This is a genomic window from Vibrio sp. TRT 1302 (genome assembly GCF_050113875.1).
Classification (GTDB): Bacteria; Pseudomonadota; Gammaproteobacteria; order Enterobacterales; family Vibrionaceae; genus Vibrio.
This window is the reverse complement of sequence record NZ_JBNJOF010000007.1, coordinates 100,707-120,123: the sequence shown is the minus strand read 5'-3', so window position 1 is coordinate 120,123 and position 19,417 is coordinate 100,707. Positions and strand designations below refer to the sequence as shown.

At 44.9% G+C, this 19,417-nt stretch carries 14 protein-coding genes; 7 read left to right on the top strand and 7 right to left on the bottom strand.

Annotated features, from left to right (window positions below; genetic code table 11):
* Positions 1 to 74: 74 nt before the first annotated feature.
* From glpD to ACQEXP_RS11465, 5 genes are all read right to left on the bottom strand, one after another.
* Positions 75 to 1,628 (bottom strand): glycerol-3-phosphate dehydrogenase, encoded by a 1,554-nt coding sequence (gene glpD, locus ACQEXP_RS11485; RefSeq protein WP_426969944.1) that lies wholly within the window; start codon positions 1,626 to 1,628, stop codon positions 75 to 77.
* A gap of 179 nt (positions 1,629 to 1,807) precedes the next feature.
* On the bottom strand, positions 1,808 to 2,581 hold the full coding sequence (locus ACQEXP_RS11480) for a DeoR/GlpR family transcriptional regulator (RefSeq protein ID WP_269377680.1): 774 nt from the start codon (positions 2,579 to 2,581) through the stop codon (positions 1,808 to 1,810).
* Positions 2,582 to 2,754: 173 nt separating this feature from the next.
* Complete coding sequence (gene glpK / locus ACQEXP_RS11475) at positions 2,755 to 4,272, bottom strand: glycerol kinase GlpK (protein WP_269377679.1); 1,518 nt, start codon at positions 4,270 to 4,272, stop codon at positions 2,755 to 2,757.
* A 341-nt stretch (positions 4,273 to 4,613) separates the two neighbouring features.
* Complete coding sequence (gene dapD, locus ACQEXP_RS11470; RefSeq protein WP_426969942.1) at positions 4,614 to 5,645, bottom strand: 2,3,4,5-tetrahydropyridine-2,6-dicarboxylate N-succinyltransferase; 1,032 nt, start codon at positions 5,643 to 5,645, stop codon at positions 4,614 to 4,616.
* Between the two features lie 322 nt (positions 5,646 to 5,967).
* Complete coding sequence (locus tag ACQEXP_RS11465) at positions 5,968 to 6,576, bottom strand: peroxiredoxin C (RefSeq protein WP_269377677.1); 609 nt, start codon at positions 6,574 to 6,576, stop codon at positions 5,968 to 5,970.
* A 198-nt stretch (positions 6,577 to 6,774) separates the two neighbouring features.
* On the opposite strand from ACQEXP_RS11465, the gene ACQEXP_RS11460 reads away from it, so the two are divergent.
* From ACQEXP_RS11460 to aceA, 3 genes are all read left to right on the top strand, one after another.
* The gene (locus ACQEXP_RS11460; RefSeq protein ID WP_269377676.1) at positions 6,775 to 7,680 is read left to right on the top strand and encodes a hydrogen peroxide-inducible genes activator; all 906 of its coding nucleotides are present in this window, start codon (positions 6,775 to 6,777) and stop codon (positions 7,678 to 7,680) included.
* Between the two features lie 711 nt (positions 7,681 to 8,391).
* Positions 8,392 to 10,038: a malate synthase A gene (aceB, locus tag ACQEXP_RS11455; protein ID WP_426969940.1), complete on the top strand. Its 1,647-nt coding sequence runs from the start codon at positions 8,392 to 8,394 to the stop codon at positions 10,036 to 10,038.
* 125 nt (positions 10,039 to 10,163) lie between these two features.
* The gene (gene aceA / locus ACQEXP_RS11450; protein ID WP_138970451.1) at positions 10,164 to 11,477 is read left to right on the top strand and encodes an isocitrate lyase; all 1,314 of its coding nucleotides are present in this window, start codon (positions 10,164 to 10,166) and stop codon (positions 11,475 to 11,477) included.
* Between the two features lie 133 nt (positions 11,478 to 11,610).
* Here the strand turns inward: aceA and ACQEXP_RS11445 are convergent, their stop codons facing one another.
* A complete protein-coding gene (locus ACQEXP_RS11445) occupies positions 11,611 to 13,551 on the bottom strand; it encodes a HAMP domain-containing methyl-accepting chemotaxis protein (protein ID WP_426969938.1) in 1,941 nt (646 codons plus the stop codon).
* Positions 13,552 to 13,928: 377 nt separating this feature from the next.
* The gene (locus tag ACQEXP_RS11440) at positions 13,929 to 14,369 is read right to left on the bottom strand and encodes a CBS domain-containing protein (RefSeq protein WP_269377671.1); all 441 of its coding nucleotides are present in this window, start codon (positions 14,367 to 14,369) and stop codon (positions 13,929 to 13,931) included.
* 305 nt (positions 14,370 to 14,674) lie between these two features.
* On the opposite strand from ACQEXP_RS11440, the gene queA reads away from it, so the two are divergent.
* The 4 genes from queA to secD all read left to right on the top strand — a co-directional run bounded on the left by queA (position 14,675) and on the right by secD (position 19,414).
* Positions 14,675 to 15,727, top strand: a complete 1,053-nt coding sequence (queA, locus tag ACQEXP_RS11435) for a tRNA preQ1(34) S-adenosylmethionine ribosyltransferase-isomerase QueA (protein ID WP_269377669.1) — start codon at positions 14,675 to 14,677, stop codon at positions 15,725 to 15,727.
* Positions 15,728 to 15,895: 168 nt separating this feature from the next.
* Positions 15,896 to 17,032: a tRNA guanosine(34) transglycosylase Tgt gene (gene tgt / locus ACQEXP_RS11430; RefSeq protein ID WP_006877883.1), complete on the top strand. Its 1,137-nt coding sequence runs from the start codon at positions 15,896 to 15,898 to the stop codon at positions 17,030 to 17,032.
* 174 nt (positions 17,033 to 17,206) lie between these two features.
* The gene (gene yajC, locus ACQEXP_RS11425; RefSeq protein ID WP_138970454.1) at positions 17,207 to 17,536 is read left to right on the top strand and encodes a preprotein translocase subunit YajC; all 330 of its coding nucleotides are present in this window, start codon (positions 17,207 to 17,209) and stop codon (positions 17,534 to 17,536) included.
* A 21-nt stretch (positions 17,537 to 17,557) separates the two neighbouring features.
* Complete coding sequence (gene secD / locus ACQEXP_RS11420; protein ID WP_269377667.1) at positions 17,558 to 19,414, top strand: protein translocase subunit SecD; 1,857 nt, start codon at positions 17,558 to 17,560, stop codon at positions 19,412 to 19,414.
* Positions 19,415 to 19,417 lie beyond the last annotated feature (3 nt).

The window sequence follows — 19,417 nt, the reverse complement described above, 5'->3', positions numbered from 1 at the left end:
TAGTTTCGATTAGAACAAAAAAGGCTTGGTGTCGTAACCAAGCCTTTTAATGATTAATAGTCTTAGCGAGATGGTTAGCCAGCTTCAGACAGGCTGATCACTTGCTGAGGTTGCTTCCCTGAAATGTACTTGGTGACAGCGTCAATCTCGCTCTGATTGAGGTAGAGACCAAGTTTGGTTCGACGCCAGAGCAGATCATCGGCTGTGAGAGCCATTTCATGTTCGATTAGATAATCAATTTCTTGCTGATAAACGCCTTGCGCAGAGTCTGAAAACGGGACTCCCATACCTTCAATACTTGTTACCCCTTGAAGTAGCTTCCACGTATAAGTACCAAACTGAGTGACATAGCGCAGTAGTAACGCTTGAGATAGCCAAGGGTACTCAGCATGGATCGTTGCAGCCAGTTGTTCTCTGGTGCAGCTAAAGTTACCACCTGGCAGGGCATGGTTGGCTGTCCATGGTGTCCCCATGTTAGGTAAATATGGGGCGAGCTTTGCCAATGCCGCTTCACCAAGTTTACGGTATGTGGTTAATTTACCGCCAAAAATTGATAGCAGAGGCGCTTGATCGTACTCAGATTCAAGTTCCAGAGTGTAATCTCGGGTGATGGCTTGTGGAGAGTCAGATTCATCATCACAAAGCGGTCGCACGCCACTATAACTCCAGATGACATCCTCACGTGAAAGTTGCTGGACAAAGTGCTGGTTGACGATGTCGATCAGATAGTCCACTTCTTGATCTGAGATCGCTACTTCTCTCGGATCTCCCTTATATTCAACATCGGTTGTACCTATTATCGAAAACTGATCCAAATAAGGGATCATAAACACGATTCGATGATCTTTGTTTTGCAGGATATATGCTTGTGGCTCATCGTGAATGCGAGGAATCACAATATGAGAGCCTTTGATTAGACGTATATTACGTGGTGAAAGATTTTCTAACCCTTGATCAAAGAACTGCTTGACCCACGGCCCAGCGGCATTCACTAGTGCTTTCGATTTACGCTCAAAGGTTTCTCCTGTCATGACATCGCGAATGGTCACGCGCCAGATATCGCCTTCACGTATTGCGCCTTCTACATGGCAGTAGTTACGAATTTCAGCATTATTTTCTTTTGCAGCTAACACGTTTAGCAACACTAAGCGCGCATCATCTACCCAACAATCAGAGTACTCGAAGCCTTTCTTCATTTCTGGTTTGAGCAAGCCAGATTTTGCCAAGTCGATGCTTTCACTTGCCGGCAGCGTCGTTCTTTTACCTAGGTTGTCGTAGAGGAATAAACCGCAGCGAATCATCCATGCTGGACGCAAGAAAGGGCGATGTGGGAGTCGAAAGCGCATTGGTTGTGCAATATGTGGTGCTTTTTTCAGTAGCACCTCACGTTCTGCGAGCGCTTCCGAAACTAAGCGAAACTCATAGTGTTCGAGATAGCGCAACCCACCGTGAATGAGTTTTGAACTGGCAGAAGAGGTTGCAGAGGCGAAGTCTTGAGCTTCATATAAACCGACAGATAAGCCTCGGCCTGCAGCATCAGCAGCAATGCCTGCACCATTAATGCCACCACCAACTATGATTATGTCTAACGTTTTGTCTGATTGTGCAGCATTAGCTGAAATACTCATGAATTTAACCTTTTGTTGAGCGAACGAGCATTTTTGACCATAAAAGAATCCTAACGCAGCTTTCGTTTTGGATCATTATTTATTTTCGTTTATGCTCGTTTGTGTGATTTGTGCACAAAAAAACCTTTATTAGGGAATAAAGGTTTCTTAAAGGTTAAATTTGATTGGAATTGCTGTGACTATTTGGTGTCGTTAATGACTTCAAGCGGAATTGAGTGCTCTTTGAGGATAGACAGTATTTCTTTTGGAGGCTGTTTGTCAGTAAATAGCATATGGAGTTGAGAGATATTGCCCAGCTTGACCATAGCATTACGACCAAATTTAGAGTGATCAACAGCAAGAAAAACACTTCGGCTATTCTCGATAATGGCTTGTTTTACACGAACCTCATGGTAGTCGAAGTCAAGCAATGAACCGTCATAGTCGATACCGCTGATCCCCAAGATGCCGAAATCAAGTCGGAACTGTTTCACAAAATCAAGAGTGGCTTCACCGACGATACCGCCATCACGGTTGCGAACTTCTCCACCGGCAAGGATGACTTTAAACTCTGGGTTTTGCAGCAAAATGGTTGCGACATTAATATTGTTAGTCACCACACGTAGTTGCTTGTGATTTTTGTTTAGTGCTCGTGCAATGGCCTCTGGAGTGGTACCAATATCAATAAACAAGGTCGCCCCATCGGGAATGTGTTTAACCACTTCTTCTGCAATAACATCCTTTTCGTTGAAATTCATGCTTTTGCGCGCGGTGTACGAGGTGTTTTCTGAACTCAGTGGAATGGTTGCACCACCATGGTAACGGCGAATTTTATTGTCATCAGCAAGTTCGTTGAGATCGCGTCTGATGGTCTGTGGACTGACATTAAATTTCTCTACCAACTCGTCGGTGCTGACATAGCCTTGCTTTTGAACCAACGCAATTATTTGCTGATGTCTTGGAATTTGTTTCACGGGCAGCTCCCTGTGCAGTGAGCCAATATGCTCATTACACTGATTTTCGAAAATAATAACTCGCGTTATTGTGCTCGAATTAGCGCATGGTGAGAAGAGAACGATGTAAGGAATAGGGGATATAACGCAAAAAGAGCGCCATAATCGGCGCTCTTGAATGGGAGTTTGTGACTTTAATCTTCCTCGTTATGCATTTCTGCCCAAACCTGCGCACACTTAACGGCGCGCTTCCATCCCTTGTAGCGGCGATTACGTTTTTCTTCATCATGATGAGGTAGGAAGGTGCGATCGAGCTCGGCTTTGTCTTTTAGCTCATCAATACTATTCCAGTACCCAACGGCAAGACCTGCTAGGTAGGCTGCACCTAGGGCGGTAACTTCCGTGACTTTAGGGCGGTGAACTTCTGTATCTAGAACATCAGATTGGAACTGCATCAGGAAATTGTTTGCTACCGCTCCACCGTCGACTCTTAAGCTAGCCAAGTTAATGTTGGAGTCCGCTTGCATGGCATCCAAAACGTCGCGAGTTTGGTAGGCAATGCCTTCAAGCGTCGCGCGGATAATGTGGTTTGAGCTGACGCCACGTGTCAGACCGACAATAGTCCCACGCGCCCAAGCGTCCCAATAAGGAGCACCAAGGCCAGTAAAGGCTGGTACAACGTAAACACCATTGGAAGAGTCAACTTTGGTCGCAAAGTACTCTGAGTCTTTGGCATCTGCGAGCAGCTTCATCTCATCGCGCAGCCATTGAATTGAAGCGCCTCCCATAAATACCGCGCCTTCTAGTGCATAGGCAGGCTCGCCATTTGGACCACAGGCTAGCGTGGTTAAAAGACCGTGCGTTGATGTCACTTTCTCTTGGCCGGTATTCATCAGTAAGAAACAACCTGTGCCATAGGTGTTTTTCGCTTGTCCAGCCTCAACACACATTTGACCGTAAAGCGCAGCTTGTTGGTCTCCGGCAATACCTGCGATAGGAATACGAGTACCGCCTTTACCGCCGATGTTGGTTTGACCGTAAACTTCTGAAGAACGCTTCACTTCAGGCATCATCGATGCTGGGATTCCTAGTTCGTCGAGCAGTTTTTGATCCCAGCTTAAGTTATTGATATTGAAAAGCATGGTGCGAGATGCATTGGTATAGTCCGTGACATGTACTCGGCCTTGGGTCATTTTCCATACGAGCCAAGTATCGACAGTACCAAACAACAACTTGCCTGCTTCTGCGTCTTCACGTGCGCCTTCTACATTATCTAAAATCCACTTAACCTTAGTGCCGGAAAAGTATGGGTCGAGTACTAATCCGGTGTTTTCGCGGACATACTCTTCTAGGCCACGTGCTTTGAGCTCTTCACAAATTTCTGCGGTGCGACGACATTGCCACACAATGGCGTTGTAGACAGGTTTGCCAGTTTCTTTGTTCCATACAATGGTGGTTTCACGTTGGTTGGTGATACCAATAGCCGCAAGCTGATCACTGCTGATGCCTGACTTGGCGAGAGTTTCGATGAGAGTTGAACTTTGTGTCGCCCAAATTTCAAGAGGATCGTGCTCGACCCACCCAGACTGAGGGTAAATTTGGGTGAACTCACGTTGAGAGATGCTAACAATATTGGCATCGTGGTCCAGTATCACCGCGCGAGAGCTTGTTGTGCCTTGGTCTAGGGCAACAATGTACTTTTGCTCAGTCATGGTAAGAATCCTTTTGTCTTATTATTACTATTTTAGCTAATCTTGGCTTGCTTATCGTTTGAGCGACTTCGATGTGTGGTAGCAGCAGATTGGTGTATTCCCTATATATGCAGAGTAATTTTGCATAAATAGGCGAATTCGAAAATAAACGAGCACGAAAAATGAGTGTTTGAGCATAAAAATATCAGTAGGTCGGGATAGATTGTCTGACTGAAATGATGTAAATCTTTCCCTATCGCTAGAGGATACAGGGGATTGACGAGGACAATAACCTCTACTTCTAAGGAATAAGAAACAAAAAAGCCGAGCACTGAAGCTCGGCTTTATCAACTCGCCTTGGCTTAGTTGTTGCTGTGTAGCTCTGAGTTCAGCTCTACCGCAGACTTGTTGGCAAGACATTCGATTTGGCCTGTCACTGAGTTACGACGGAACAGTAGGTCAGATACACCCGCGAGATCGCGAGCTTTCACTACTTCAACTTCTTGGCCAGATGAATCTAACATGCGCACTTTAGAACCTGCCGTCACGTATAGACCGGATTCAACAGTACAACGATCGCCTAGAGGGAAACCAAGACCCGCATTCGCACCTAGTAGTGAGTTTTCACCAATTGACACCACTACTGTACCGCCGCCGGATAGTGTACCCATGATAGAAGCGCCACCACCGATGTCAGAGCCATTGCCGACAACAACACCCGCAGAGATACGACCTTCAACCATGCTCACGCCCGTAGTACCAGCGTTGAAGTTGATGAAACCTTCGTGCATAACGGTGGTGCCTTCACCCACATGAGCACCAAGGCGTACGCGAGATGTATCCGCAATACGAATACCAGCTGGAACAACGTAATCCACCATTTTTGGAAATTTGTCGACACAGTCAACAGACAGTGAGCGGCCAGCAAGACGCGCTTCAATTTGACGGTCAGCCAGCTCTGGCAAGTCGATTGGACCTTCGTTAGTCCATGCAATGTTATGCAGTAGACCGAAGATACCATCTAGGACGGTGCCGTGTGGTTGAACTAGGCGGTTAGAGATAAGTTGTAGTTTAAGGAAACCTTCAGCAACGGACTGAGGTTTCTCATCTGTTGCTAGAACCACAACAACCAGAGGTTGAGAAGATTCTGCCGCTTTTGCAGCGAAAGAAGCATTCGCTGTATCACCGTTTGCTTCAAAGGCACTCACTAACTCAGCACTTTGAGCCGCAGAGATTTCGATAGCTTGGTTACCTTGCTCATAACCTGCAACTTTAGCAACGGCTTCAACCAGTGCATCTGATGGGTTTAGAACTGGGTTTGGAAAAAATGCTTCAATGATTTTTCCGTCGCGGTTTTTAGTTGCCGTACCAAAGGCTAGAGAAAAGTAAGCCATTTTAAATCTCCATGTTTATATTCATCCAGAAAGAGCAATGATGCTCAGTCTCAAATTAAGTTAAATTCATCATAAAGAGAGCGATGCAGACTTTAAAGGGCTGAATCCGAGAAAGTCTGTAAGACGATATTTTTTGTCTCTTTAGCGATATGTTGTCTTTTTATCAATATTTCGACTTTGGTAGTGAAATAAAAAAGCCCGAAGCAGTGCTTCGGGCTTTGATTAAGACTTTACTTAGAACTGATTGGCGTTGCGCTTATGCGCTATGTGCTTTTATATACTTACCAACCATATACCCGTTGAGCTTGGGTATAGTAAGCAATTACTTGCTTAGGTCGTCTGCGTGCTCAGATAGGAACGCTGCAACACCCTTAGGAGATGCGTCCATACCTGCTTTACCTTCTTCCCACTGTGCAGGACATACTTCACCGTGTTTTTGGTGGAAGTTCAGTGCGTCAACCATGCGTAGCATTTCATCGATGTTACGGCCTAGAGGTAGGTCGTTAACAACTTGGTGACGTACAAGACCGTCTTCGTCGATTAGGAAAGAACCACGGAACGCAACACCTGCTTCTGGGTGCTCAACGTCGTAAGCTTTACAGATTTCGTGCTTAACGTCAGCAATTAGAGGGTATTTAACTTGACCGATACCGCCGTTTTCGATCGCAGTGTTACGCCATGCGTTGTGAGAGAACTGAGAATCGATAGAAACACCGATAACTTCAACGCCTTTAGCTTTGAAATCTTCAAAACGGTTGTCAAAAGCGATTAGCTCTGATGGGCAAACGAAAGTGAAATCTAGTGGGTAGAAGAAAACAACTGCTTTCTTACCTTTAGTGAACTCTGCAAAGTTGAAGTTATCAACGATTTCACCGTTACCTAGAACAGCTGCAGCAGTAAAATCTGGGGCTTGACGACCTACTAGTACCATTTTTTTGCTCCTAAAATATTTGGTTAGTTCCAATGCAAAACGTCTGTTTCGCTTTGGTCCGTGTTTGTACGGGACAAACTATAGTACACATTGTAGTATGTAAAAAAGCGAATTAAATAGATTAAGTTAATCGAAAAAAACGATAAGTTTGATTTTATTAACTTGGTCAATATCCAGTCGGAAGTTATAGATAAATCTATGAATAAGTGGCCCAGCCTCAAACAGTTACACTATCTAATTACCTTGCACGAAACACGTCATTTTAGCGATGCCGCTGAAAAGTGCTTTGTCAGTCAATCTACCTTAAGTAAAGGTATCCAGAATCTCGAAGAGCTGATTGGTTGCCCTTTATACGAAAAGAAAGACAAGAAAAGCCCTTTGGTTTTTACCTTGGCTGGCGAGCAAGTGGTGCAGCAGGGGCGAGAGTTATTGGCAAAAGGACAAGATCTCGTTGAACTTGGGCGTTTGTGCCAAGGTGGAGAAATGGAAGGGCAATTGCGCCTTGGTTGCATCCCCACTATCGCTCCCTTCTTATTGTGTGATTTAGTTCAGGAGGTGAATCGCCGCTTTCCTCAACTGAATCTGTTATTAAGAGAAGATACGACGACCAATTTGCTCGATGCGTTGCGCCATGGAGAATTGGATGTCCTGATTTTAGCGTTGCCAGTCGACATATTAGGCATGGAAAGCCGCATTGTGGGGAGTGATCCATTCCGTATGATCATTAGTCGCAATCAAGCTGATGCGATTCAAACGCCAATTAAGTATGCAGACTTGCCTAATGAGTTTGTCTTTCTTTTAGAGAAAGAGCACTGTTTGACCGAGCACGCGGTTTCTGCCTGTCAGTTAACAGACAAAGAGAAGATTAACCCTTTCTCCGCCACAAGTTTACATACCTTGGTACAGATGGTTGCCAATGGGATGGGAACTACCTTTATACCTCAAATGGCCATTGATCATGGTTTGATAGATAACCAGAACTTGGTTGTGATTGATGCCCCAGGGCAGCAAGCTCATCGTGATATAGGTCTGGTTTGGCGACCAAGTTCATCCCGAGTAAATACTTTTAAACAATTAGCGGATGTAGTGTCAGAGCTACTTTAGCGATAAGTATTAGTTGACGAAATCGATTTCCTATCAAAAAGCACACTGGTTTTGGTGTGCTTTTTAGCATTTTATCCTGTCGGTAAACTTTATCTTGTAAAATTTTACAAGTAAATTTTGATGAAGCTTTCATTAAATTGTGAAATTTCACAGTGTGAATTTTACAACCCTCCGATTTTCCGTTGTTTGATAATCCGATTGCATATTCCCTTCACCCCTAGTGATAAAAGGGATTTGTCCCCACTACATAGAATTAAACGCGCGTTTGAAACGATTTTACATCGTTAATTTCACTGTAATTAAATTACGTAACTAGTTACGTTTTTGTGAGTGCGAACACCACTTTTATGCGTGCGGAATAAAACTTCGAATTTAACGTTTTGTTTACTTTAGTACTTTTACTCTAGTCATGTTTGGTATAGGTTAAATAAAGGCTCAGTAAGACTTATGTCTAGATTGAAATGAATGTTTTACTGATTCAATCTAACAGCCAACAGAACAAGAAACCTCTTCAGAGAATGATCAGTTAGGAAGTTTGATTGTTGTTTGATAGTTACAAATGTAATCGGAGCGTTCGAGAATCGAAATGACCCGATACAGAGGTGGGGCTGACAATGACAGTGACGAACTCGGCAGAAGTGTTCGCAGTGTCAGATAAGTGCGGCTAACCAGTGACGGTTTCATATACAGCAGGATATTAAGGAAGAAATTATGCTTGCCAACACACCAGAAAGAGATAAAACAACAGTAGAAGCCCAAGAAACCCTACTAAAAGAAGGCATGCTTGATGTCACTGGTACCCTTTCTCCAGAGCATCAGGCGATTTTCCCTGTTGAAGCCCAAACCTTCTTATCTCTGCTGTGTGCAAAGTTCGCTGGTCGAGTTGATGAATTGCTCGCTGCTCGTGAGGAGAAGCAGGCACGCATTGACGCTGGTGAACTGCCGGACTTCCTAACAGATACGCAAGATATCAGAGAAGGAAGCTGGAAAATCCAAGGGATCCCTAAAGATCTTCAAGACCGCCGCGTTGAAATCACAGGTCCTACAGACCGAAAAATGGTGATAAACGCTCTAAACGCTAACGTAAAAGTGTTTATGGCTGACTTTGAAGACTCATTAGCTCCAGCGTGGGACAAAGTGCTTGATGGCCAAATCAACTTACGTGATGCGGTAAATGGTGATATTAGCTACACCAATCCAGTCAATGGCAAGCTCTACCAGTTGGAAGACGATCCTGCGGTTCTTATCTGCCGTGTACGTGGACTACATCTCAAAGAAAAACACGTTACGTTCAACGGTCAGATTATCCCTGGGGCCCTGTTTGACTTTGCGCTTTACTTTTACAACAACTATACCAGTCTGTTGAGAAAAGGCAGCGGCCCTTATTTTTATATTCCAAAGCTTCAGTCTCACACGGAAGCAAAATGGTGGAGTGAAGTGTTCCACTTTACGGAAGAATACTTCGGTCTCGACACTGGAACTATCAAGGCAACCGTACTGATCGAGACGTTACCCGCTGTGTTCGAGATGGATGAAATTCTATTCTCACTAAAAGAACATATCGTTGGTCTTAACTGCGGTCGCTGGGATTACATCTTCAGCTACATCAAAACACTTAAAAAACACCCTGATCGCGTTCTTCCTGACCGTCAGGTAGTGACAATGGACAAGCCGTTCCTAAACGCTTACTCCCGTTTACTTGTCCGTACTTGTCATAAACGTGGTGCTTTCGCAATGGGAGGTATGGCCGCCTTTATCCCAGCGAAAGACCCACAAACTAATCAGCAAGTGCTTGATAAGGTTTATAACGACAAATCACTGGAAGCCAACAATGGTCATGACGGCACTTGGGTTGCACACCCTGGATTAGCTGACACCGCATTGGCTGTATTTGACCAAGCATTGGGACCAAGAACAAATCAGCTCAATGTCTCTCGTGAACAAGATGCACCAGTGACAGCGGCAGACCTTCTTGCTCCATGTGAAGGTGACATCACAGAACAAGGCATGCGTCATAACATTCGTGTTGCTTTGCAGTACATCGAAGCGTGGATCTCAGGTAACGGTTGTGTACCTATCTACGGATTGATGGAAGATGCCGCGACCGCAGAAATCTCGCGTGCTTCGATTTGGCAATGGATTCAACATGGTAAATCGCTGGACAACGGCCAAACCGTCACCAACGAGCTGTTCAAACAGTATCTGAGTGAAGAGATTAACGTCGTTAAACAAGAAGTGGGTGAGGAGCGTTACCAAGCAGGTCGCTTCGAAGAAGCTGCGGACTTGATGACTGAGCTCACGACCAGTGACCAATTAACCAATTTCTTAACCATTCCAGGTTACGACTACCTGGATTAGAAACAAACTCCACAACAATAACGTGAATGTTCTAAGGCAGAGCTGGATGTACTGCCAAGGAAAAAGGAAAACATAGCGCCCGTTAACTCAACATAAGAAGCGCTCATCAATAGAGGGATAGACCGATGACTAACTTAACTCGCCGCCAACAAATTGAAGCTCTAGAAAAAGATTGGGCAACCAATCCACGCTGGAAAAACGTAAAACGTCCTTACACTGCTGAAGAGGTTGTTGAACTACGTGGCTCAATGGTACCTGCAAATACCATCGCTCAGCGTGGTGCTGACAAACTATGGTCACTGGTGAACGGTGATGCTAAGAAGGGCTACGTAAACTGTCTAGGTGCACTGACTGGCGGCCAAGCAGTACAGCAAGCGAAAGCGGGTATTGAAGCGATTTACCTTTCTGGCTGGCAGGTTGCTGCAGACAACAACACTGCATCAACAATGTACCCAGACCAATCGCTATACCCAGTAGACTCTGTACCATCAGTCGTTAAGCGCATTAACAACTCGTTCCGTCGTGCGGACCAAATCCAATGGTCTAACGGTAAATCACCAGCTGATGAAGGTGCTGTGGATTACTTCCTACCAATCGTTGCGGATGCAGAAGCGGGTTTTGGTGGCGTATTAAACGCATACGAACTGATGAAGTCGATGATCGAAGCGGGCGCTGCGGGTGTTCACTTTGAAGACCAACTTGCTTCTGTTAAGAAATGTGGTCACATGGGCGGTAAAGTTCTTGTTCCTACTCAAGAAGCGGTTCAAAAACTGGTTGCGGCTCGTCTAGCTGCCGACGTTGCTGGTACAACAACACTCGTTATCGCTCGTACAGATGCGAACGCTGCTGACCTACTAACGTCTGACTGTGATTCATACGACAAAGACTTTATCGTTGGCGAGCGCACTCAGGAAGGTTTCTACCGTGTACGTGCAGGGATTGACCAAGCGATTTCTCGTGGTCTAGCTTACGCGCCATACGCAGACTTAATCTGGTGTGAAACAGCAACACCATGTCTAGAAGAAGCGCGTAAGTTCGCAGAAGCGATTCATGCTGAGTACCCAGAGCAGCTACTTGCATACAACTGTTCTCCATCGTTCAACTGGGAGAAGAACCTAGATGCAGAAACCATTGCGAAATTCCAGCAAGAGCTTTCTGACATGGGCTACAAGTACCAGTTCATTACACTGGCAGGTATTCACAACATGTGGTTCAACATGTTCGAACTTGCTCACGACTACGCGAAAGGCGAAGGCATGCGTCACTACGTTGAGAAAGTACAGCGTCCAGAGTTCCAAGCAGCTGAGAAAGGCTACACATTCGTGGCACACCAGCAAGAAGTGGGTACTGGTTACTTCGATAAGATGACCAACACAATTCAAGGTGGTAATTCTTCTGTAACAGCATTGACAGGTTCAACAGAAGAAGACCAATTTTAATCCCTTAGCCATTAATACCCTGCCTAGTGAGTCAAAAATGCAGGCTTTGACTCACTAGCCTTTGGGTATAGATATTCTGTTTAGGCATAAACTTTGACATGCTTTTGAGCGGTGCAGACCGCTCTTTTTTTAGCTAAAGTTTAAAGAAGCTCAACAGATCTTTTTGTTTCACTGCCAGATTCGATAGCTCATCACTGGCTCGTTTACTCTCCTCAATACCAGCCGCATTTTTATTAACCAAATCGAAAGCATGAGACACGTTTTGCGAGATATCTTGTGTCACACCAGATTGCTCTTCAGAAGCCGTTGCCACATGGGTGTTCATATCTGAAATCAGAGAGACAGATTCAGTAATGGCCGAAAACGCATCACGAAGTTGCCCGCTGAATTTGCGAGAATCTTCCGCTAAGGTCAGGTTCGACTGCATATAGTTTGTCGCGTCTTTTGCTTGAGCTTGTAAACGAGAGATAATGTCTTGAATATCAATGGTCGATTGTTGCGTTTTCGCGGCAAGTGAGCGAACTTCATCGGCAACGACAGCAAAGCCTCGTCCTTGTTCACCTGCACGAGCCGCCTCAATTGCGGCATTAAGTGCCAGCAAATTGGTTTGTTCCGAGATTGAGTTAATCACTTCTACTACGGTGCCAATCTCAACGGAGTACTCTTGCAACTGATTAACGATTTTTGATGTCTCTTCAATAGACGAATCCACTTTGCGCGACACTTCGTCTGACGAATCCAATAATCTTCCGCCTTCAACAACATTGTTAGTAGCATCATTGGCTGCGTTTTCGGCATTTGCTGCATTTTGACTGACTTCAGAGGCAGTACTGGAGAGCTCATTGATGGCAGTGGCAATCTGTTCGACTTGACTGAGTTCCTGCTGTGCATTGTGTTCGGTCTGTTTCATGATGTTTGTCAAAGACATTGAAGAAGAAGAAACGTTGTCGGAAATTTGATGAAAGCCTTCAATGATTCGACGCAGTTCAGTGCGCATTTGCAAGATATTAGCGTAGATGCCAGTTTCTTTACCCGAGGTTGTAATCTGGCTCGAAAGATCCCCTGATGCCACTTCAGCGACGATCTCTTGAATCTGGCTAGGCTCGCCGCCAACCACTTTCAATACACTGCGATAGATACCAACCGCAATCGCCAAGGCGCTGATGATGACGATAATAGACAGTGCTACGATCAGGAGCTGAGCGTTTGAAAAGCGCTCTACCATTTCAGGGCCGACCGTATCTTGTTTCTCTTTGGTTTTGAGTTTTATCTCTTCAATGGTACGAGCAGCAGAAGCCCCTAAAACATCAAGTGTTCCTGAGATGATTTGGTTGCGGTTATTAATGGTTTGCACTACTTGAGAGAAGGTTGAACGATATTGTTCAAAGGATTGTCGGAAAGATTTCAGATTTTCAATCTGCTCTGTCGACATCAATTGTGAATCCACCTTGTCAGCTAAAGTGGCAACAACTAAAAATTCTTTCTCGGCTCTTTCAGCATCAGCCTGAGCGTTATTGGTTAAGAATTTAGATGCATATAGTCGAGCGAGCAAGAGATGTTGTTGTAAAGTGCCGGCGCTGACGGCAACGTCAAGATCATCTTCGGTTGCGGCTTGATTCATGATGTTTGTGACTGATAATCGCATGTTCAATCCTGCGGGATCGAGCTGTTGTTGAACAAGTTGATTACGTTGATTCACTAGTTGAGTAACTTGAATAAAACCTTGTTTGTACTGCTTTAATTGATTTTCAATCGAGATAAAATCAGATTTATTACTGTTGTCGATGTTTTTACCGAGTAGCTCTTCAATTAAGTTATTCGTGGTGGTTATTCGCGTATCAACAGCAGCGATGTTTTCTTGGTTATTGGTATTTATGTATTTTAGCGCCGCTAAACGAGCCTCTAAAATATTAGCTTGGATGCGCCCGGTAGCAACACTGGTTAAAGCAAGAGCACGGTAAGTATTAAAGCCTCCACTCGATTGGTAAAAACGAAGTGAAGCAACAACAGAAATGACCAAAATTAGGCCTAAGATCACCCCAAATCCAAGGGTGAGTAATTTTTTCAGACTCATACCAGTCTCTCCGTTTGGCTGACGGACGTCGAAGGTGATAACTGACGATGAAATGTATTTATAGTTTTGTAACTAAATTATAACGGTCAAATCTGCAACGTGCTGACAAATAGAAATACTTAGTGAATATGAATGGACGCTTATCTGTTAAGTGATTAATTTTGCTTATATTTAAATGTTCTATGAATTTATTTGTTGTTGGCTAGGAGCACAAACGAGCGATTGAGGTGTTTCTGAATCTTGGTGGGTGTGGCTTGATGCGGGAATAGAGAGCGCGGCTGAGTCTCTTGCGGACAAGAATGATGATGGGTCGATCGCAGATAACGCCAAGTGCACGATAAGCGCTTGGCGTTATAAATCATATGTCGAAGGGCAAATCAATCCATCTCTTCAGGTTCAACTTCTTCTTGTAATTCGAGCAGGTTAATTGCTATCGCAACGAAGTCACTATCGGTGATGATTCCGACTAATTGACCTCTGTCTACCACAGGTAAACAGCCCACTTTGTGCTTTTGCATATAGATGGCACTCTCTTTTAATCCTGCTTGTGGGGCTACGGTCATCACGCCGGTTTTCATGATTTCGTACAGGGGCGTATTGAGAGTGAAGGACTGGTTTTCTGGGATTTGTTGCAGACTGGATTCTTGAGCGGCTAATACATCACGTTGTGAGATCACACCGAGCAGTTTTCTATCTGCGTCTATGATGGGAATATGGCGAATATCAAGTGCTTCCATCATGCTTTTAGCATCAGCAAGATTATGTGAACGAAGAAGCGTATGGGGACTACGCGTCATCATGTCTTCTACTTTAATCATGGCTGCCTCCTGAAGTTGTTCTTTACCCTATAAATATAGTAATTTTCTCGCTGTGAGTATGAGAGCTAATCGCGTTTTATTGTCATAACCCTGCTTTTTTTGTGGCAAATCAATGGTTGAATAATTCAGCGCTAAAATAACACTCTCAGAAGCGGTAATTACGTAAATGATTACAATAATTCACATCTCTTTTCTTGATATTGCTCTGATGCAGAATATACTAGTCGGCTGCGAAAAACTCGTCGTCTGTTTGTGACAGAATCAGTTCGACTCACATAAAGAACCCACGACAAAAGATTAGTAACATGCAAGTATCAGATTTCCATTTTGACTTACCGGATGAGCTTATTGCTCGTTATCCTCAGCCAGAGCGCACTGCGAGCCGTTTACTACAAATGGATGGTAATACGGGGGAGCTTGTTGATGGCACATTTACCGATGTACTTGAGCAAGTACAACCTGGTGATTTAGTGGTTTTCAACAACACTCGCGTGATTCCTGCGCGCATGTTTGGCCGTAAAGAATCAGGTGGCAAGCTTGAGGTGTTGGTTGAAAGGGTTATCGATGAGAAAAGCATTCTGGCTCATGTGCGTTGTTCAAAGTCACCTAAGCCGGGAAGTACTATTTTTGTTGGTGAGAATGATGAGTTTTCAGCGCAGATGGTCGCGCGTCATGACGCGTTGTTTGAGTTGAAGTTCAATTCAGAGCAAAATGTTCTAGCGGTACTGGAAGAGATTGGTCATATGCCTCTTCCTCCTTATATTGATCGCCCGGATGAAGACTCTGACAAAGAGCGTTACCAGACGGTTTACAACCAAAAACCGGGTGCCGTAGCAGCGCCGACGGCAGGTCTGCATTTCGACCAACCATTGCTGGATAGAATCAAAGCGAAAGGTGCGGAGTTTGCTTACGTGACTCTACACGTGGGCGCTGGAACGTTCCAGCCAGTGAAAGTTGATGATATCCATGATCACCACATGCACGCGGAGTACGTTGAAGTACCGCAAGAAGTTGTTGATGCGATCAATGCAGCTAAAGCTCGTGGTGGTCGAATTATTGCGGTAGGGACGACATCGGTTCGTTCACTAGAAAGTGCCGCGCAAGATGCACTTAAGAATGGTACGGAACTGGTTCCTTTCTTCGGTGATACTGAGATTTTTATTTATCCAGGTTACCAATATCAGTTAGTTGATTGTTTAATTACTAACTTCCACCTGCCAGAGTCGACACTGATCATGTTGGTCAGTGCGTTCGCAGGTTACGAGAATACAATGAACGCTTATAAGCACGCAGTGGAGAACAAGTACCGCTTCTTCTCTTACGGTGATTCGATGTTCATTAAGAAAAAAACTGACTAGCCTTTTGCTAGTAAGCTTTTTCACAATTTATAGTTTACGAGTGCTAGCAGTAAGCTAGGAAGCAAAGCAGAAGACTGTTTTGTCTCTCGCATGGAAGGCGACCGCTCCTCATAGAGCTCAATGCTCTGAACTTAATGTCAGACTGTTTCTCTGACAACCGGAGGCTTCGTGAAGTTAAAATTCGATCTTAAAAAGAAAGACGGTGTTGCGCGTCGTGGTCAACTGACCTTTGAACGTGGCACAGTTCAAACACCTGCATTTATGCCAGTAGGTACTTACGGTACTGTTAAAGGTATGACGCCGGAAGAAGTAAAAGGCACTGGTGCTGAAATCCTGCTAGGCAACACTTTCCACTTATGGCTACGTCCTGGTCAGGAAGTGATGAAAATGCACGGTGATCTGCACGATTTTATGAACTGGCAAGGTCCTATTCTTACTGATTCAGGCGGCTTCCAAGTATTCAGCTTAGGTAAGATGCGTACGATCACTGAGCAAGGTGTTCACTTCCGTAACCCAGTAAACGGTGACAAGATTTTCATGGACGCTGAAAAGTCGATGGAAATCCAAAAAGACCTAGGTTCTGACATTGTTATGATCTTCGACGAGTGTACGCCATACCCAGCAACACATGACGAAGCGAAGAAATCGATGGAAATGTCGCTACGCTGGGCACAGCGTTCACGTGACCACTTCGATAAACTAGAGAACCCGAACAACCTATTTGGTATCGTTCAGGGTGGTGTGTACGAAGATCTACGTGATGTGTCGGTTAAAGGTCTAACTGAAATCGGTTTTGACGGTTATGCTGTCGGTGGTCTAGCTGTAGGCGAGCCAAAAGAAGACATGCACCGTATTCTTGAACATACATGTCCTCAATTGCCAGAAGACAAGCCTCGTTACCTAATGGGTGTAGGTAAACCAGAAGACTTAGTTGAAGGTGTGCGCCGCGGTATCGATATGTTTGACTGTGTAATGCCAACGCGTAATGCACGTAATGGTCACCTATTTGTGACTGGCGGTGTGATCAAGATCCGTAATGCGAAACACAAAACAGATACAACTGCGTTAGATCCGCACTGTGACTGTTACACTTGTCAGAACTACTCTAAGTCGTACCTTCACCACCTAGAGCGTTGTAACGAGATTCTGGGTGCACGTCTAAACACGATCCACAACCTACGTTACTACCAACGCTTGATGGAAAGTATTCGTAACGCGATTGACGAAGATCGTTTTGATGAGTTCGTGAAAGAGTTCTATGAGCGTCGTGGCCGTGAAGTACCGCCACTGGCGAAAGAGCAGTAATCGACGAATTTTAAGAATTAAAGCCTTTGGCATTATGCCAGAGGCTTTTGCTAATAAAGTAGGCAAACGCAAGCTATTTTTGAGAGAGTGATCGCTATTGGTTACTCTCAGACTTGAAACTAAATCGCGAATGCCCAACTTGGATACTAATAGATAATAATAGAGGATATTTTAATGTTTATTTCTCAAGCTCACGCAGCAGCTGAAGGTGCACCAGCAGGTGGCGGTTTTGAAATGCTAATCATGCTAGGTATGTTTGCGGTGATCTTCTACTTCATGATCTACCGTCCACAAGCTAAGCGTGTAAAAGAGCATAAAAGCCTAATGGCGTCGATGGGTAAAGGTGATGAAGTTCTAACCAGCGGTGGTCTAGTCGGTAAAATTACTAAGATCGCTGAAGACAACGACTACATCTCTATCGAGCTAAACACCAATAACGAAGTTGTTATCAAAAAAGACTTCGTTACAGCAGTGCTACCAAAAGGTACGCTGAAATCTCTATAAAACAGCTTAAGGATCCTCGCTGTGCTTAACCGCTATCCGTTGTGGAAGTACCTGATGGTGGTGTTTACCATCGCTATCGCAGCATTGTATGCACTTCCGAATATCTACGGTGAAGATCCGGCAATTCAAGTTACAGGGGCGCGTGGCGCCTCTGTAGATATGTCGACGCTGGATTCTGTCACTCAAGCTCTTGATAAACAGGGCTTATCTCATAAATCCATTGCTCTTGAAAATGGATCCATCCTTGTTCGCTTCAATAACACTGACACGCAAATTAGTGCTCGTGATGTTATCAGCGAAGCGATGGGCAACGATATAATTGTTGCTCTTAACCTCGCTCCTGCAACGCCAGACTGGCTTGAATCAATTGGCGCTGCGCCGATGAAGCTTGGCCTTGACCTACGTGGTGGTGTTCACTTCTTGATGGAAGTGGATATGGACGCTGCGATGGAAAAGCTGATTGGTCAGCAGGAAGAAGCCTTCCGCAGTGAACTTCGCGAAGAAAAAGTACGCTATCGTTCGATTCGCCCTTCAGGCAAGAACGCGGTTGAAGTGCTACTGCGTAATGAAGAACAACTAGCCGAAGCTCAGCGCATTCTTGAGAAAAACCACCCAGACATGCTCTTTACTGATTCCGTGTCAGAGGGTCGTTTTGCTCTAATTGCTACTTTTACTGAGCAACGTCTAACTGAAATTCGCAACTACGCTGTCGAGCAGAACATCACGATTCTGCGTAACCGTGTTAACGAACTTGGTGTTGCAGAACCATTGGTTCAACGTCAGGGTGCAAGCCGCATCGTTGTTGAGCTTCCAGGTGTTCAAGATACGGCTCGAGCAAAAGAGATTCTTGGTGCAACGGCAACGTTAGAATTCCGTGAAGTGGATGCTAAAGCTGATTTGGCTGCGGCGGCTAGTGGTCGCGCGCCAGCAGGCAGTGAAATCAAACAAGATCGTGACGGCCGCCCTGTGGTGCTTAAGAAACGCGTCATCTTAGGCGGTTCGAGCATCACGGATGCAAGCTCAAGTGTTGATGAGTATGGTCGCCCTCAGGTTAACATCTCGCTAGATAGCGAAGGTGGTAACAAGATGTCGGCTTTCTCTCGTCAGAACATTGGTAAGCTAATGGCAACCGTGTTTGCTGAGTACAAAGACAGTGGTCGTCGTACTCCTGAAGGCAAAGTGATTCTGACTAAGTACGAAGAAGTGATTAACCAAGCGACGATTCAATCTGCGCTAGGACGTAACTTCCGTATTACTGGTATTGATTCTGCGGCTGAAGCACACAACCTAGCACTATTACTACGTGCGGGTGCCCTAATCGCGCCTATCTCTATTGTCGAAGAACGTACTATTGGTCCTTCAATGGGTCAGCAGAACATCGACATGGGTATCCAAGCAATGATTTGGGGTATGGTGGCAGTTATGCTCTTTACTCTGATGTACTACCGTAAGTTTGGTCTGATTGCTAACGTCGCTTTAATGGCAAACCTTGTGTTGATTATCGGCGTTATGTCGATGATTCCAGGTGCAACCATGACCTTACCTGGTATTGCCGGTATCGTTCTGACTGTCGGTATGGCCGTCGATGCGAACGTACTGATCTTTGAGCGTATTCGAGAAGAGTTACGTGATGGTCGCAGCCCACAGCAAGCGATCCACCAAGGTTACGCTAACGCATTCAGTACGATTGCCGATGCGAACATCACGACCTTGATTACTGCGATTATTCTGTTTGCTGTCGGTACTGGCGCAATCAAAGGTTTCGCGGTGACTCTGTCTATCGGTATCTTAACTTCTATGTTTACAGCCATTGTTGGAACACGTTGTATCGTGAATCTGGCTTACGGTGGTAAACGTATCAACAAACTGTCGATCTAAGGC